Origin of the sequence: Chryseobacterium populi, from assembly GCF_000282115.1 — a bacterium.
Taxonomy (GTDB): Bacteria; Bacteroidota; Bacteroidia; order Flavobacteriales; family Weeksellaceae; genus Chryseobacterium; species Chryseobacterium populi.
The window spans coordinates 18,101-33,552 of record NZ_AKJY01000003.1 but is presented as its reverse complement, the minus strand read 5'-3'; the positions used below and the strand labels follow the sequence as shown (position 1 = coordinate 33,552).

General features: G+C 38.7%; 16 protein-coding genes and 1 riboswitch. Of the genes, 12 read left to right on the top strand and 4 right to left on the bottom strand.

The features are described from left to right. Positions 1 to 4: 4 nt before the first annotated feature. The 8 genes from PMI13_RS01105 to PMI13_RS01070 all read left to right on the top strand — a co-directional run bounded on the left by PMI13_RS01105 (position 5) and on the right by PMI13_RS01070 (position 6,787). Positions 5 to 1,444, top strand: a complete 1,440-nt coding sequence (locus PMI13_RS01105; protein WP_007839744.1) for a SusD/RagB family nutrient-binding outer membrane lipoprotein — start codon at positions 5 to 7, stop codon at positions 1,442 to 1,444. Positions 1,445 to 1,677: 233 nt separating this feature from the next. Continuing rightward, entirely contained in the window at positions 1,678 to 2,103 is a 426-nt protein-coding gene (locus PMI13_RS01100) for a hypothetical protein (protein WP_007839742.1), read from the top strand. Between the two features lie 244 nt (positions 2,104 to 2,347). Continuing rightward, positions 2,348 to 2,767 carry a hypothetical protein gene (locus PMI13_RS01095; protein ID WP_156104415.1) on the top strand — a complete coding sequence of 140 codons (420 nt, stop codon included), beginning with the start codon at positions 2,348 to 2,350 and terminating at the stop codon, positions 2,765 to 2,767. Positions 2,768 to 2,972: 205 nt separating this feature from the next. After that, entirely contained in the window at positions 2,973 to 3,419 is a 447-nt protein-coding gene (locus PMI13_RS01090) for a hypothetical protein (protein ID WP_007839738.1), read from the top strand. 3 nt (positions 3,420 to 3,422) lie between these two features. Further along, positions 3,423 to 4,235 (top strand): hypothetical protein, encoded by an 813-nt coding sequence (locus PMI13_RS01085; protein ID WP_007839736.1) that lies wholly within the window; start codon positions 3,423 to 3,425, stop codon positions 4,233 to 4,235. Positions 4,236 to 4,253: 18 nt separating this feature from the next. Then, positions 4,254 to 5,117 carry a hypothetical protein gene (locus PMI13_RS01080; RefSeq protein WP_007839734.1) on the top strand — a complete coding sequence of 288 codons (864 nt, stop codon included), beginning with the start codon at positions 4,254 to 4,256 and terminating at the stop codon, positions 5,115 to 5,117. A 24-nt stretch (positions 5,118 to 5,141) separates the two neighbouring features. After that, complete coding sequence (locus tag PMI13_RS01075; RefSeq protein WP_007839732.1) at positions 5,142 to 5,906, top strand: hypothetical protein; 765 nt, start codon at positions 5,142 to 5,144, stop codon at positions 5,904 to 5,906. Positions 5,907 to 6,031: 125 nt separating this feature from the next. Further along, complete coding sequence (locus PMI13_RS01070; RefSeq protein ID WP_007839731.1) at positions 6,032 to 6,787, top strand: SDR family oxidoreductase; 756 nt, start codon at positions 6,032 to 6,034, stop codon at positions 6,785 to 6,787. Between the two features lie 94 nt (positions 6,788 to 6,881). Here PMI13_RS01070 and PMI13_RS01065 read toward each other — a convergent pair whose 3' ends face one another. Further along, positions 6,882 to 8,180: a T9SS type A sorting domain-containing protein gene (locus PMI13_RS01065; RefSeq protein WP_007839728.1), complete on the bottom strand. Its 1,299-nt coding sequence runs from the start codon at positions 8,178 to 8,180 to the stop codon at positions 6,882 to 6,884. An 86-nt stretch (positions 8,181 to 8,266) separates the two neighbouring features. Further along, complete coding sequence (locus tag PMI13_RS20450; protein ID WP_007839727.1) at positions 8,267 to 9,856, bottom strand: AraC family transcriptional regulator; 1,590 nt, start codon at positions 9,854 to 9,856, stop codon at positions 8,267 to 8,269. A gap of 415 nt (positions 9,857 to 10,271) precedes the next feature. Between PMI13_RS20450 and PMI13_RS01055 the strand changes: the two genes are divergently transcribed. The 3 genes from PMI13_RS01055 to PMI13_RS01045 all read left to right on the top strand — a co-directional run bounded on the left by PMI13_RS01055 (position 10,272) and on the right by PMI13_RS01045 (position 11,521). Next, positions 10,272 to 10,595, top strand: a complete 324-nt coding sequence (locus PMI13_RS01055) for a helix-turn-helix domain-containing protein (protein ID WP_007839725.1) — start codon at positions 10,272 to 10,274, stop codon at positions 10,593 to 10,595. Positions 10,596 to 10,616: 21 nt separating this feature from the next. Continuing rightward, positions 10,617 to 10,820, top strand: coding sequence for a hypothetical protein (locus PMI13_RS01050; protein WP_007839723.1), 204 nt, complete (start codon positions 10,617 to 10,619; stop codon positions 10,818 to 10,820). Between the two features lie 95 nt (positions 10,821 to 10,915). After that, positions 10,916 to 11,521, top strand: coding sequence for a DNA-3-methyladenine glycosylase (locus PMI13_RS01045; RefSeq protein WP_007839717.1), 606 nt, complete (start codon positions 10,916 to 10,918; stop codon positions 11,519 to 11,521). Between the two features lie 9 nt (positions 11,522 to 11,530). On the opposite strand, the gene mug is transcribed toward PMI13_RS01045, so the two are convergent. Further along, complete coding sequence (mug, locus tag PMI13_RS01040) at positions 11,531 to 12,037, bottom strand: G/U mismatch-specific DNA glycosylase (protein ID WP_007839715.1); 507 nt, start codon at positions 12,035 to 12,037, stop codon at positions 11,531 to 11,533. A 56-nt stretch (positions 12,038 to 12,093) separates the two neighbouring features. Then, positions 12,094 to 12,555, bottom strand: coding sequence for an Lrp/AsnC family transcriptional regulator (locus PMI13_RS01035; RefSeq protein WP_007839713.1), 462 nt, complete (start codon positions 12,553 to 12,555; stop codon positions 12,094 to 12,096). Positions 12,556 to 12,747: 192 nt separating this feature from the next. Beyond that, positions 12,748 to 12,933, top strand: a riboswitch (cobalamin riboswitch). 164 nt (positions 12,934 to 13,097) lie between these two features. On the opposite strand from PMI13_RS01035, the gene metE reads away from it, so the two are divergent. Next, positions 13,098 to 15,401 (top strand): 5-methyltetrahydropteroyltriglutamate--homocysteine S-methyltransferase, encoded by a 2,304-nt coding sequence (metE, locus tag PMI13_RS01030; RefSeq protein ID WP_007839712.1) that lies wholly within the window; start codon positions 13,098 to 13,100, stop codon positions 15,399 to 15,401. The last annotated feature ends 51 nt before the right edge of the window (positions 15,402 to 15,452 follow it).

The window sequence follows — 15,452 nt, the reverse complement described above, 5'->3', positions numbered from 1 at the left end:
TATCATGAAAAATACCATTATCATAAGTTCCATTTTAGCATTGCTAATGACCGGCTGTACGCCGGATGATGTGAATACAGATCCCAATGTAACCTACAATACAATACCTGAAACCCTTATTACGTATGCCGAAAAAGAACTGAGCGATTATATGAACACCCCGAGTGTCAATGAAAACAATTTCCGTCTTACAATGCAGTACTGGCAGGAAGCGATCTATGTCAACGAGAGCAATTACAATTTTACAGCAAGAAATGTTTCAAACAACGTCTGGGGAGATAATTATGTAAACGTTCTCAATAACCTCAATAAAGCAAAACAGCTGATCGAGCAGTATCAGCCGGTACCTTCGGAAGTAAGTACCTGGCCTGCAAAAAAACAAAACCAACTGGCAATTATCGATATGCTTTCCGTCTACACTTTTCAGACTTTGGCAGATACTTTCGGGGATATTCCTTACAGCCAGGCTCTCAATAACAATCAGTTTCCTCTTCCGGGCTATGATAATGACACCCAGATTTATGAAAGTCTTATTTCCCGTTTAAAAATTGATATCAACAAGCTGCAGGATGGGGAAGGAACTTTTGGGACTGGAGATATTTTATACGGCGGAGATATTACAAAGTGGAAAAAATTCGGCAACTCCCTTCTTCTGAAACTGGGCATTACCATTGCTGATGTCAATCCTTCACTTTCTCAAACCACTATTAATACTGCTATTTCAGGGGGAATTATTTCTGATGAATCCCAGAGCTGTATTTTCAGATACCTGGCTGAAACCCCTAATTTCAGTCCTATTTTTGAAAATGTTGCCAATAATAACCGTAATGATTTTTTTGGAGGAAAACCTTTCATTGACTTTCTGAATACCACTGCAGATCCGCGAATATCCAAATATTTCCAGACTGTGAACGGAATGTATATAGGTCAGGCAATCGGCTTACCCGGGGAGTTTTCAGATTTTTCGGCACCAGGCATCTTTGCATACACTCCGGTTACTCCCGGCAACCTCATCACTTATACGGAAGTCACTTTTTATCTCGCTGAAGCAGCTGCAAGATTCGGAATTGGCGGCAATCCCGAAGCACTTTATAAAAATGCAGTTCAGGCATCTTTTTCAGAATGGGGATATTCTGTGCAGGATGCACAGAATTATATTGCCAGTCATCCCTACAATTCTTCAAACTGGAAAAAATCTATCGGCGAACAGGCCTGGATTGCAATGTATAATCATCCTGTAATCTCATGGAATTTTTACCGCCGCCTTGATTATCCTGAGTTACAGGCTCCACCCACTGCGATCAACAATGCAGATGGAAAAGTCCCTGTAAGGTTGCAGTATCCTACTTTAGAAGCAACCACCAACGGAACCAATTATGCCAAGGCCGCTGCTGCCATTGGTGGAGATAAGCTTACTACCAGAGTGTTCTGGGATATTCATTAAATAATATTTCAAAAAAAATAAAATATCATAGTGTTTTTTCATATCAATTATTTTTTGCCAACTGTGATTTTTAGCCTGCTTCCCAACGCAGGCTTTTTTAATTGATATCTTTTATAGACTCCATCTTTCCGTTGGTAGATTTTTTTTCCTGTCCGGTTATAGTTTCCTCAAATTTGACTCACCAATCAGATGCATATATACCATCAAAAAACAAAAAAATAAATTTAAAAATTATGAATGTAATCAGAATTCACAAATGGATGTACAAACTTTTTTTAATCCTTTTTATCGGTGCGGTTTTTGTCAGCTGCAGCAATGATGACGATGATTCCAATCCGGCACCGGATAACAGCATTAATGCAGTAACCGGTACTTTTAAGGGTACCCTGAATATTGGCGGACAAGATTATTATAATGCCATCATAACTGTATCAAAAGTAGACAATTCGCATGTTAAGGTTCAGGCTAAAACAGGTGAAGCTTATTCATCTGTAACCACTAAAACATTAAGTGCAGTAAATTCGATAGGTGTATCAATCGTAGGCTCTGACAGTGAGGGAAGCATAAGCTATCTCATGTCGACAAAAGCGTTAACGGTAAGCACGCAGAAAACTTCTGCAACCGATATCATATATCTTTTCCAGGGAACTCAGCAATAATAAAAGAATGTGGATAGGTGGATATTTCAGCTATTGAATTATCAGTTTGGCTTAATGAGTATTTATCTCTTAAGCCATTTTTTTGCGGTTTGATATTAAGGTTTTATTCCTATACTGCCATTAGTTTCAAACTATGAGACACTGAAGTATAAAATATAAGTCTATCCGTAACTCAAAATAGGTTGTCTTTTAAAACACTACATCAAGAATTTGGGCCTCCTGAAGAACTTCAGGAGGCCATAAAGTGTTTCTGATATTGCCGTCACCTTTTATGGTAGGATTACTCAATAATCCGGTTACTTTTTATACCAAAAATCATTTTGAAATTATCGGCATCCGGTGTTATCCATGGATGGTCTTCGATCTGTTGGAGCTGCCTTCCAGTAAAAACAAGCTATTTACCTTTGAGCATCCTGTTGCAGAGCTTCAAACCCGGTTGAATACCTTTATTCAGGCGGACCAGATCAAGGAAGCCATTCATTATGTAAAGCAGCGTTTCCTGACTACCCGGCCACAGATTGCTCCGAACACCATGCTATTCAAAGCAGGAGCTGCTATGAAAATAGCCCGGCTATTTTCAGTTACAAAAAAACAAACCAGAAAAGTTTCTGAAATAACTTCAGCAACTTCATCATTCCCTTCATATTTTCTCAAAACCTATTAATACAGCTAATACTAAGGTTGAAAACAGGTGTATGTAATTCCGAATTATACCTGTCGGTTTTCTGAATTACGCACAATATCCTCTTGTAAAAAGAAGGATAATGGGATAGGTTTGTACCGTTACATACATCTGAATCCATGTGATTTATGACTCTAAGAATAAAACATTTTCAATACTTAAAGTGCCAACCTAAATCCTGAAAGAGATGCTCTACAAAAATATACATATAGGCTCTGTCATCAAACGGAAAGTAAAGGAATCCGACATCCACACATTACGTATCTGTAATTTCCTTAAATGCTCTGAAGCAGAAATAAAAGCAATGTATGAAGCCCAATCTATGGATACCGACCTTCTTCTCAAATGGTGCAAATTATTAGAATACGATTTATTCAGGATCTATTCTCAGCATCTGCTGCTGTATGCCCCGCAGAAAAGGCAAACAGAAGCTCCTGAAAAGTCAAAAACCAGTCTGCCGTCATTCCGGAAGAATATTTACACCAAAGAAGTAATCGATTTTATTATTGAGCGTATCATCAACAATCATATGACCAAAAAGCAAGTGATTGATGAATATAAAATTCCTAAGACCACTTTACACAAGTGGCTCCATAAGTACCGACCCGAAATGAATGTTTCCTCAAAAAAATAAATCATGAAAAAACTATACAATGTACTGCTCTGTATCACAGGAATCGGAATATATGCACAAATAGGCATTTCCAGGGATCCCAGTAACCATCAGCCACATCCCGACGCCATACTGGATGTGAAATCAACAGTTCCTGCTTCCGCAGTGTTGTTACCCAGGGTACCACAGATAAACAGTGCCACAGATCCGGATAACGATGAGGGATTTAAAGGTGCTATTGTCTACAGTAGAAACAATGCTTCAATATACGAACATGACGGTACCAACTGGCAGAGTGTATATGATTACGTAGTGGAAACCAAACCACAATACCTGGCCCATTTTTCCCGGACCGTTTCTTTTGCATTACCAGCCTGTACTTCCTTACTGGGGTGCTCTGACAACAGGGCGGTTATCCCTTTGATTTCCAATGGTACCTCAGATTTTACAGGAAGCCTTATGAACCTCAGCCTTGCCTCCAATGTAGTCACGGTAAATGCTGTCGGACTGTATAGAATCACTTACAGATCTAATGCAGCTTTCGGAGGTTTTAACACACAGGTGATCAGATTAAGGCTGCAAAAAGCCAGTGCTGCCACACCTACCACTTTCACCACATTGGATGAGCAATCGTTTACCAATGATAATGACAATCTTGGATATACCACCGTTTTTAACGGCTCTATTGTAACCCAGCTGAATGCAGGTGACAAAATACGCCTGGAAGGTTCTATGCAGGCCGGAGTTTCTTTTCCCGTTTCTTCCACCGCTACTTTTCAGAATTCAAGTGGTTCTAATGGAATCACCGAGCTTATTTTTGAGAAAATAGTATTGTAACCTTTAAAAACTTAAGAAATGAAAACTAAAAAATATTTCTGCAGCATCATTGCCTTATTAACAGGAATTTCAGTTTCAGCACAGGTTTTAATATCTACAACCGCAGGTTCCCCACACATCAATGCTTTACTGGATATTAAAAACCCGTTAAAAGGAGCCCTATTGACCAAAGCCAATATGATAAGCAATTTCCCTTTATACAATGCGGCGGCTGATGACTTTTTCGATGATTCCGCACCTCTTGAAGGCGCTCTTTTATATAACCGGGAAGATAAGCAATATTATAAATACGATGGAACAGTATGGGTTCCGGCACTTCAGTTGGGAGGCTTTCACAATCCTTTTGAAACACGCAGAAAGGCAGGAGGTTCGGAAAGCTGGACCTGTGTCTCACTTCTTGGGGTCAATACCTGTGATTTAACCCAGCTATTCGGGAATAATAATACAAAAGTGATCCCTGTTTCCAATGCTGACAGCCGACCTCAACTGCTTGTCAACAATCTCAATCTTGCAACAGGTACTGATTATGTAACGATCCCTGCAGCCGGCCTGTATCATATTTCCGGTGTTGTAGGATTTTCAGGGACAAGTATTTTAGGGCTGGGGCAGGATGTATCTTATTGGGTAAACCTTGATGTGAGCTATGATAACGGGATTTCCTGGTCTACTTTAGCATTTAAGGAAACCTTACAGTATGGCGGAATTTTCATTGATATCGGGCAGGCAGGAAACAAAAGTGCCAGTGTTTCTTCTACCGTTACATTACCGGCCAACAGCAGGATCCGGTTAGCAGCTTCAGTTTCCACAAGCTCGCTTATTTCCACCTATTCCAATTCTACTGATCACAAAGACACCTTCATTAATGTACAGAAATTAAAATAATCTTTTAAATCTAAAACTAAAACAATGAAAAAAAATATATTGCTCAGTATATTCGCATGCAACATACTGAATGCACAGGTCATCATAGGAGGCGGAAACCTCAGCAGCTCCCATACACAGCTGGAACTTCAGAATACAGACGGGCAAAAAGTACTGATACTGCCAGCCGCTGCCAATAACACAGCCCTTCCGAAATACAATTCATCTCAGGCTGACGGATATGATGATGATTCTACGATGGAAGCCATGCTGATGTACGACAAGAATACAGCATTTACAAAAGTGTATGACGGCACTACATGGAATCATGCCTTCTTCCCACAGGGCAAAGCAACAACCTGGAGCCGGGCAAGAATTGAAGCGACTTCTATCGGCTGTATTTCTCTGCTGTGCAGTTCAAATAACCTTCCTTTGTCTTTTCCCGTCAATAATTCCCAATTCTCAGATTATTTATCAATCCGCCATTCCGGGGATACTTTCCGTATAAGACAGAAAGGGCTTTACCGCATTAATTTTAATGTACTTTTCAATGGGATTAATGTTGGTTTTACCGGTACAAGGATTAATGTGGCCATTGTAGTGAATGGTGAAGAAAAAGCGTATATGTCTTCCAATGCAGCTTTCTTTAGTATCAACAGCTTTCTGGCTTCTGCTGACACGGTTTTATTCCTTGATATTAATAATGATGTCAATTTCAGGATTACCATTGATAATGAAGGATTTTCCTTATCCGGCTACACATTCGGGGGAACACCTGAAAGTAATGTAAGCCTTGAAAGGATACTTTAAGAAACGGGACATTATTATTCATGACGTATGAAATTCGGAATTAATCACAAATCCCCGGAAAGTTCACCATATTTAACTGGTTTTCATTGCCCATTTTTGTACTACAACATTTAAAAAGTTTAATAATGTCAACACACAATGTAAAAGGAAAAGTAGTATTAATCGCCGGTGGTGGTAAAAACCTTGGCGGATTATTAAGTAAAGATTTTGCAGCAAAAGGAGCAAAATTAGCCATACACTATAACAGCGAAAGCTCTAAAGCTGAAAGTGAAAAAACACTGGAAGAAGTACAGGCTCTGGGAGCAGAAGCATTTTTATTCCAGGGAGATCTGACCAAAATAGAAAACATTACCCGTTTTTTTGATGAGGCAATTGCCCGTTTCGGTGGGGTTGATGTTGCCATCAATACAGTGGGGATGGTCCTGAAAAAGCCGTTTACCGAAACCACGGAAGTGGAATATGATACGATGTTCGGGGTTAACTCAAAATCAGCGTATTTCTTCTTGCAGGAGGCAGGTAAAAAACTGAATGATAATGGCAGGATCTGTACGATCGTAACTTCTTTATTGGCTGCATATACCGGATTATATTCTACGTATGCAGGTGCCAAAGCTCCGGTAGAGCATTTTACAAGAGCAGCTTCTAAAGAATTCGGTTCAAGGGGAATTTCGGTTACAGCTGTTGCACCGGGCCCAATGGATACTCCTTTTTTCTACGGTCAGGAAACCGAAGATGCAGTAGCCTATCACAAATCAGCTTCAGCATTAGGCGGATTAACCCATATTAATGACATCGCTCCGTTAGTAGAGTTTTTAGTAACAGACGGATGGTGGATCACCGGACAGACTATTTTTGCCAACGGTGGCTATACGACAAGATAGACACTGAAAAACACAATGAATAAGTAAAATGGTAACCGGATTAATTCTGGTTACCATTTTTTTTTGACGCTAAAAATAATTACGTTAGCCGAATCTATTTTTTAATGAACTTAAACGTCTTAATACTTCCTTTATTTAAAACGATACTTCCCATATATACACCTGTTTTCAGCATGGATAAATCAATTGTATTATTTTTAGCATTGACTGAAAGATCACTTTTAACCAGTTTTCCACTTGCATCATAGATCAACAGTGATTTTATTGTTTCTCCGCCGGAAATATGGAGTACATCCTGCACCGGGTTCGGATAAATATTAAACGGAGTATTTTGCACAGAGTCTGTTGTACCCAATATACTGTCTAATTTAACTATCCATCCTGCAGCAAATATAGGTGGAACCGAATTATCAAATCCGCAGATGTACTTACCGTCCGGCGAAATCCCCATTCCTGTACCGAGCTTTCCGTCAAAAGTACTGACTGAGATATTCTGAGAAGCCAGAAGACTGGTCAATAAAACCGGTGTACTGCCTAAAGAAGGATGGTAAATGATCACTTCCCGATCTCCGATCATTCCGCAATATCCTACCGCAGCACCATTCTCTGCAACGGATACAAAAACAGCATCGGTATACCCGGCAGGTGCATCAAATGCCTGGTAAACATTGGTATTTGTATTATAAATAAAAGCTTTGCTTCCTTTATAGCCTACCACCAGGCCGGTATTACTCACATCACCAGCTTCTCCGTATTCCGGAGTGCTGAAATCAATATAATGCAAACCTCCGGCGGCATCAAAATAGGCAGGGACCCTAAAAGTTCCGGCTCCGAAAATATCTTCCCGGTCTACCCATCCGGCAACGATCCCATTATCATTTACATCAGCCCCGCGGCCATTGGTATACAGAAGGTCTCCGGTAAGCTTGGTCAGTGTTCCGGTTTCAGTGTTATAAATAAAAGGGTAGCTGCTTCCTGCACCGCCGGATGTCATTTGTCCGGCGACATAGACATTATTGGCTGAGATTCCTTTTGCGTCTCCAAACCAGCTGTTTCCCGGCGTGTCTCCGGGAAAATACCCGATAGCAGTCCAGATTCCGTCTTTCCGGTAAGCTGCCTGGCTCAGGCTGGAGCCATCCGTTGCTGCAAAAGGCATGCTTCCCGCTATATTTCCTGCATTATTCAGCCGGTTGGTAGCATCAGCAACGGGTTCTATCGGAGTACTTGTATCTGTGGAATAATTGTAATACCCCCCGGAATGTACAGCATTTCCAGTGCTGTTGATATCATACAGGCGGGTTCCCCAACCGGTAAGTAATCTGAATTCAGACTGTGCATTTACACCCATGCTGCTTAAAACCAGGCAAACAGAAATAAAGTATTTTTTTTTCATACGACAATAAATTTTAAGTTTATATCACGAAGTTGTTTCCTTTTCTAAAGCAATACAAGAACTTATAGTGAGAATATCTGAATTCATTACACGTATTCCTGGTTGGAATAGTCTTTTTTCAGGTTATTGATAAAGTATGAAGGGGTAACTCCCGTTTCTTTTTTAAATATGACGGCAAAGACTTCCCTGGAAGAAATTCCGCAGGCCTCAGCGAGATAGCTGATCTTATACTCCCTGTACACCGGGTTTTCATAAAGCTTATTGGTAATATAATCTATCCTTAAGCCATTGATATAATTATTGTAGTTCTTTCCTTTATACTGCTTTATGATTTCGGAAAGATACCGGGTATTGGTGTTTAATTCGTTGGCAAGAGAGGTAAGGCTCAGATCTTTCTTAATAAACTTCTGGGATTTCTCGAATTTTTCTAATTTAAGAAGTATGACCTTAACCGTATCATCGGTAATGCTGATCCCTTTTTCAGCAGAAATAGGGGATGATGAAGCAGGGCCGGGATCTTCATTTTTTGATTTCAGACTTTCTATCATCGTTTCATATTTTTTATGAAGCTTAGCCTGATTCCTTTTCCAGAAAAATGAGCCTGTCAATAGCAGAACAATGGCAATGCCGGAGGTAATGATCAGCATTTTCTGAATACTGTTGGAATGAATCTCTCCCTGCTCAGCCATCAGATGTTTTACAGGCGTATTGATCGTTTTTTTTTCAGCATTGATAAGGCTGTCGTTGAGCTGGGTATAGAGGTTCATATATTTTTTTGAATCCTCTTTTTTACCTTGTTCTACATAAGATTTGAAAAAGACTTCATAAACATCTCTGCGGATATAAGGGGATCTTATCTGTTTTTCAAGCCTTTCAGCCTGTTCTGCATAGGATATTGCTTTATCATATTTTTTCTGATCATAATAAAGCCAGGAAAATTCGTTAAGAACCATTACTTCAAGATCTTTGCCTATTGTATACTTCTCACTCCGGCACAGGTCCAGTGCTTTTGAAAAATACATTTCCGCATCCCGGGTATGGTGCAATGCATTGCTCGTCATTCCAAGATTGATATAGGCCAAAGCCAGGGTATGATGTTTTTTATTAATAAAATCTTTGTGATCATCTACTTTATTAATGATTTCCAGGCTTTTTTTCTGATAATAAACGACAGAATCTATCGGAGCATTAACATGAGCGGAATAACTTGCCAATCCATTGTATATAAGCGCCTGCTGATAATATTTATAATTTTCAGAAGTTAATTTTTCAGTAATACCCAGGGCTTTTAAAAATTCTTTGCGGCTATTCTCATTAAAACCCAATTCTGTATAAGATGCTGCCCTAAGTCTGCAGACATTGGAAAGCAGTTCATTATTTTTAGTTTCACCAGCCAGTTTTTCAGCTTCTTTGCTAATCTCTATGACATCTTTAAAACTTCCTCTGTCAAAATACTTGGCCATAAGTATCGTATTGCTTTCCAGCATTCCTTCTTTATAATCCAGCTCTTTAGAAGCCCTGTAAATATTCTTACAAAGCTCTATCGCTTTTTCGGGATCATTTGCCGAAAATTTTTTCGCTTTTCCTATTTCAATGTCTACTTGTGCCTTATTAATCATCTGAGCATAAGTAAAACCGAAAATCAGGCAAAAGAATAGGGGTATATATTTTTTCATAGAATGTGTTTAAAGCATGCAAATTAACCACTAATTTAAGGATAAACGTTTAAATATAATGTTAATAATTCGGAATTAATTGTATTATTTAAACATTCAAAATACTAAAAAAGAATACATTAAAAGTTTTCATATGGATCAGTTTAAAAGCTTTGATATATATTCAGAAATCATCACATATATTGTTTTTATTTTGCTCTGTAAACCCGTAATGTTGCAGAAACATTCAGGTGGTTTCTAATCCCAATCTCAAAATCAGGCAATTTTAAAATACATTCTAATAACACAAATCAGGAAAAAGTAATGGTCAGAATCTGTAATCCCCTCAATTAAAGGTTTTGGCCTTATTACTTTTTGTTTATCCTGATTCCGAATGATGTAGCTCTTCATTTTAAACATTCAACCGAAATCGATTATGAAAACAACACCGGATTATAAAAGAATTTATACCGATCTAATCAATGAAAAATATCCCGAAAAAAAAGAGGAATACCTATCGATGCTGCCCAAAGAAAATTTTTCGGTTTTAGAAGTGATCAGTTTCAATCAGATGCTCTTTAGCGGATGTGATCAAAAAGCGCATGACTTTAACCAGAAACACCGCTTTTATAGCAAGCAGGCCATCCTTGAAATTTTAGATTACCAGAAAAAGCACAAATACAATAATATGCAGTTAGCCCGTCATTTTAATCTGAGCAGGAATACAGTGACCCGATGGAAGAAGCTGTTTTTAATCTGAACCCCGGTAAAACTATGCATAATGAAAACCGTTAACTTTAATACCCTTGTCGGGAAAAACATTTCAGAGGCAAAAATTATTTTAAAAGGATACAAGATTAAAAAACTGCAGCCTGCAGAATATGTCTGCTTTCTTAAAAGCTATTGTTTCGGGCTCATCAAAACGAGATTGTATCTCTATTGTACTGATAATAAGATTCAGGATTATTATATCATTACTTATTAATATTCACTCCTGTTTTTAATTTTATTGATAATTTTTTTAATGGTATTTTTAGAGCTCGAATTATTCTAAAACATCACGATTAAAAATAAATCAATTTGAAACTTAAATCATCATATTATCTTCATCAGGATGTAATTTTCTTGGCCAAAGACCTATTAGGTAAGGTTCTTTATACTAAAATCGATGATGATATTACTGCCGGAATCATTGTAGAAACAGAAGCCTATTTTGGAGTGCAGGATAAAGCGTCTCATGCGTACGGAGGACGACGCACCAGCAGAACAGAAATACTTTATAATGAGGGTGGAGCCTCCTATGTCTATCTCTGTTATGGTATTCATCATCTTTTCAATATCGTGACTTCTGTGGAAGATGATCCAAATGCCGTATTGATAAGAGCCATTGAACCTATCATCGGTAAAGAAATAATGGAAATGAGGCGAAATATGCCGGCTTCCAAACCTGCTATTTCATCCGGGCCGGGCTCTGCTGCAAAAGCTTTGGGAATTAATGCTTCCTTCAATAAAAAAGATCTGACAGGGGAAGAAATCTGGATTGAAGATCACGCTATTCGATACACTCCTGATGAGATCGCCGAAGTTCCGCGTGTAGGAGTAGAATATGCCCGGGAGCATGCCCTTTTACCATGGCGTTTTTTTATAAAATCTAATCCGTATGTGAGCAAACCTAATAAAATATAGCTTCAGAAGCTACAAAGAATCATTGATTGTTTTATTGAAATCAGCATAATGGAAAACAAGATTTTCCAGTGTAAATCCACGGTTCAGACCGCTTGTATTAGGCAAAACCCAGACTGTGGCACTACAGAGGCTTTCCGGCTGATGCCCCCACAAGATCTCTTTCTTTCCGGAGAATGCTTTATAGGCAGCCTTCCCTAGAAAAGCAATATATTCAGGCTGAAATTCAGTCATTTTTGCTTTAAAACTTTCAAGAGCATGATCAAATTCCACTTTTGAAAGCTCATCTGCTTTTGAAGTTGGCCTTTCCACAGCAGTAGTCAGCCCACAGCCAAACATTAAGATATCTTTATCATTTACCGCTTCAATCTGGTAGGGTGTAAAACCTGACAAGTGCAGGACTTTCCAAAAGCGGTTGCTTTTCCCTGAAAAATGATGCCCATCTGCAGCAGATTTTAAACCGGGATTAATTCCGACGAAAATAACTTTAAGATCTTTAGTAATAATATCTGAAAACATTGATAAATAATGCTCTAATATTAATAAATGTTTTTAATTTGATGGGAGAGAACGGTTTATATGGTCAGTCCGTGGGTATTTTTTACTTCGGCCATTACGAAGGTACTATGCGTACTGCCGATAGAATCTACAGAACCCAGTTTATTAAATACAAAATCCTGGTAATGTTTCATATCCCGAACCTGAACTTTCAAAAGGAAATCAAAATCTCCTGAGATATTGTAGCATTCTGCAACTTCTTCAATTTCCAGAATTTCACTGACAAACTCGTGTCCCACAGACCGGTCATGGATTTTTAATTTGATCTGGCAGAAAACCGTAAATCCCCGGTTGAGCTTTTCAGCATCCAGAATAGCACTGTATCTCTTAATATATCCTTCCTGTTCGAGCCGTTTTACCCTTTCAAAAACAGGCGAGGGAGAAAGATTAATTTCTTTGGCAAGCTCTTTAACGGTCAGTTTGGTATTTTTCTGAAGCAGCCTGAGCAGCTGTATGTCTTTGTCATCAAGGTGTTCCACAGAATATTATTCTTTTAAATTTTAAATCAGGCGAATATACAGAATTATATTCTTTCTGAGTTTAATTTTAAAGTTTTATTAACTTAATTAATGCAAAGATAATATTGTTTTATTCTGCATGCTTATTTTTACACAAAATTAAAATCTTATCAATACTATTGATCAGGGTTTATAAAATAACAGTTCTTTAATACTTCATCAGACAGGAAAGGTTTTACTTAAGGTAGATTAATAGGGAATCGTGTGAGAATCACGGGCTGTCGCGCAACTGTAAGTAACACACCAAAGGTTTTTGTCCTTGCATATCCACTGCCGGAAGCGGGAAGGATGGCAGAAACCGTTACAAGCCAGGAGACCTGCCTTCACTGAATTGACAATGCTTTCGCGATCTGGAGCTTTTTTTGGTCATACAGATGATATATTCGGAGTGAATTGTATTATCCGTATATATTTATTACTCTCCAAAAAACATCTTTATCGCATAGCATTATGAAGCATTTTAAAGAGCTTAAAAAATTAAGTTTAATTTAAAAGTTTAAAAAATGCAAACACACATTCTGGGCTATCCGCGAATTGGTAGCAAAAGAGAACTCAAAAAAGCCTGCGAGCAATATTGGTCAGGCAAAATTGTTTTGGAAGAACTTCTTAACACCGGAAGAAATATCTGCAATCAAAACTGGGCTATTCAGAAAGAAGCAGGAATAGACCTTATCCCATGCAATGACTTTTCCTATTATGACCATGTGCTGGATATGAGTTTAATAGTAGGAGCGATTCCTGCACGCTATCATGAGGTTATTCTCAAAAAGAACGGTTCGGAGCTTGATCTTTATTTCGCTATGGCAAGAGGCTATCAAAAAGAAGGCCTGGACATCACTGCTATGGAAATGACCAAATGGTTTGATACCAATTATCATTATATCGTTCCTGAGTTTTACAAAAACCAGCAGTTTAAGCTCACTTCAAATAAAATTTTCAATGAATTTGCCGGTGCAAAACACGCGGGAATTAATGCAAAACCGGTTATCATCGGACCTGTTTCCTACCTTCTTCTGGGAAAAGAAAAAGAGCCGGGATTTGATAAGCTGGATCTGGCCCAACATCTTCTTCCGGTTTATATTGAAATTTTAACAAAACTTCAGGAGCAGGACGCTGAATGGATTCAGTTTGATGAACCGTTTTTAGCCCTGGATCTAACTGAAAAGGCAAAGGAAACCTATCAATGGGTTTATCAGGAAATCAGAAAACAATTCCCGGAACTGAAACTCATTATTGCCACTTATTTCGACGGGTTAAAAGATAATTTGTCACTTGCTACTGTACTTCCTGTAGATGTTTTGCATGTGGACCTGGTGAGAAATCCTGAGCAGTTAGAAGAGATATTGCATTCAGTTCCTGACAACTTAAGTTTATCACTGGGTATCGTAGACGGAAGGAATATCTGGAAAAATGATTATAAAAACTCTTTAAACCTTATAAAAAAAGCCATTGAAAACCTGGGTACAGAAAGAATCTTTATAGCTCCATCCTGTTCTCTGCTGCATTCACCATGTGATTTGAGTTTTGAAACCCATCTTAATCCTGAAATTAAAAACTGGCTGGCCTTTGCCAAACAGAAAGTACAAGAAGTCGTAACGCTTAAAGAACTGGCAACCGGAACCAAAGATGAAAATATTCTCATTGATTCTGAAGAAAACAGGAAGGCTATTACAGGCAGAAAAACATCCTCTTTAATTCATAACGAAACCGTAAAACAAAGAGTAAATGCAATAACCGAACAGGACGGCCAGAGAAAAAATTCATTCAGAATCCGTAAAGAAGAGCAGCAAAAAGTATTACAGCTTCCGTTATTTCCAACGACAACAATAGGTTCATTTCCGCAAACTACAGAAGTAAGAAGCTGGAGAGCCAGCTTTAAAAAAGGGGAACTGACAGCAAAACAATATGATATCCTGCTGAAAGAAGAAACCCGGAGAACAATTCAGTGGCAGGAAGAAATAGGAATTGACGTATTGGTTCATGGCGAATTTGAACGGAATGATATGGTCGAATATTTTGGAGAACAATTGAAAGGATTTGTATTCACCAAAAACGGTTGGGTGCAGAGCTACGGAAGCCGTTGCGTAAAGCCTCCAATCATCTTCGGCGATGTTTTCCGTCCTGATCCTATGACGGTCTATTGGTCTCAGTATGCCCAGACTCAAACGAAAAAATGGGTAAAAGGAATGTTAACCGGACCTGTTACCATTCTGCAATGGTCTTTTGTGCGTGATGACCAGCCGCGTTCTGAAACCTGTAAACAGATTGCATTGGCCATACGTGATGAAGTTGTGGACCTGGAGAAAGCGGGAATAAGAATCATTCAGATTGATGAACCGGCAATCAGAGAGGGGCTTCCTTTAAGGAAAAACGACTGGCAGAATTACCTGAAATGGGCCGTAGAATCATTTAGAATTTCAGCAAGTGGAGTGGAGGATGCTACCCAGATCCATACGCATATGTGCTATTCGGAATTCAACGATATTATTGAAAATATTGCCGATATGGATGCCGATGTGATTACCATAGAATGTTCCCGTTCTCAAATGGAACTTTTAAATGCTTTTGCAGATTTCAAATACCCGAATGAGATTGGTCCGGGTGTTTATGACATTCATTCACCGAGAGTTCCGTCTAAAGGAGAAATGATTGAACTTTTAAGGAAAGCCCAGAATGTAATTCCCGCCAGCCAGTTATGGGTAAACCCCGATTGCGGATTAAAGACAAGACATTGGGAGGAAACAGAAAAAGCTTTGATTGCAATGGTTGCAGCTGCTAAAGAAGCTTCGGCTGAATGTGTTTTTTAAAAATATACTCCGGTTCGGATTGAAATCCGGACCGGGTTTTAATATTCCAGA

What these genes read in the sequence shown, in the direction of transcription:
- PMI13_RS01075 (WP_007839732.1), top strand. Translation starts at nt 5,142, where the DNA reads ATGAAAAAAAATATATTGCTCAGTATATTCGCATGCAACATACTGAAT.
- metE (WP_007839712.1), top strand. Translation starts at nt 13,098, where the DNA reads ATGCAAACACACATTCTGGGCTATCCGCGAATTGGTAGCAAAAGAGAA.
- PMI13_RS01090 (WP_007839738.1), top strand. Translation starts at nt 2,973, where the DNA reads ATGCTCTACAAAAATATACATATAGGCTCTGTCATCAAACGGAAAGTA.
- PMI13_RS01105 (WP_007839744.1), top strand. Translation starts at nt 5, where the DNA reads ATGAAAAATACCATTATCATAAGTTCCATTTTAGCATTGCTAATGACC.
- PMI13_RS01055 (WP_007839725.1), top strand. Translation starts at nt 10,272, where the DNA reads ATGAAAACAACACCGGATTATAAAAGAATTTATACCGATCTAATCAAT.
- mug (WP_007839715.1), bottom strand. Translation starts at nt 12,037, where the DNA reads ATGTTTTCAGATATTATTACTAAAGATCTTAAAGTTATTTTCGTCGGA.
- PMI13_RS01080 (WP_007839734.1), top strand. Translation starts at nt 4,254, where the DNA reads ATGAAAACTAAAAAATATTTCTGCAGCATCATTGCCTTATTAACAGGA.
- PMI13_RS01065 (WP_007839728.1), bottom strand. Translation starts at nt 8,180, where the DNA reads ATGAAAAAAAAATACTTTATTTCTGTTTGCCTGGTTTTAAGCAGCATG.
- PMI13_RS01085 (WP_007839736.1), top strand. Translation starts at nt 3,423, where the DNA reads ATGAAAAAACTATACAATGTACTGCTCTGTATCACAGGAATCGGAATA.
- PMI13_RS01100 (WP_007839742.1), top strand. Translation starts at nt 1,678, where the DNA reads ATGAATGTAATCAGAATTCACAAATGGATGTACAAACTTTTTTTAATC.
- PMI13_RS01050 (WP_007839723.1), top strand. Translation starts at nt 10,617, where the DNA reads ATGAAAACCGTTAACTTTAATACCCTTGTCGGGAAAAACATTTCAGAG.
- PMI13_RS20450 (WP_007839727.1), bottom strand. Translation starts at nt 9,856, where the DNA reads ATGAAAAAATATATACCCCTATTCTTTTGCCTGATTTTCGGTTTTACT.
- PMI13_RS01070 (WP_007839731.1), top strand. Translation starts at nt 6,032, where the DNA reads ATGTCAACACACAATGTAAAAGGAAAAGTAGTATTAATCGCCGGTGGT.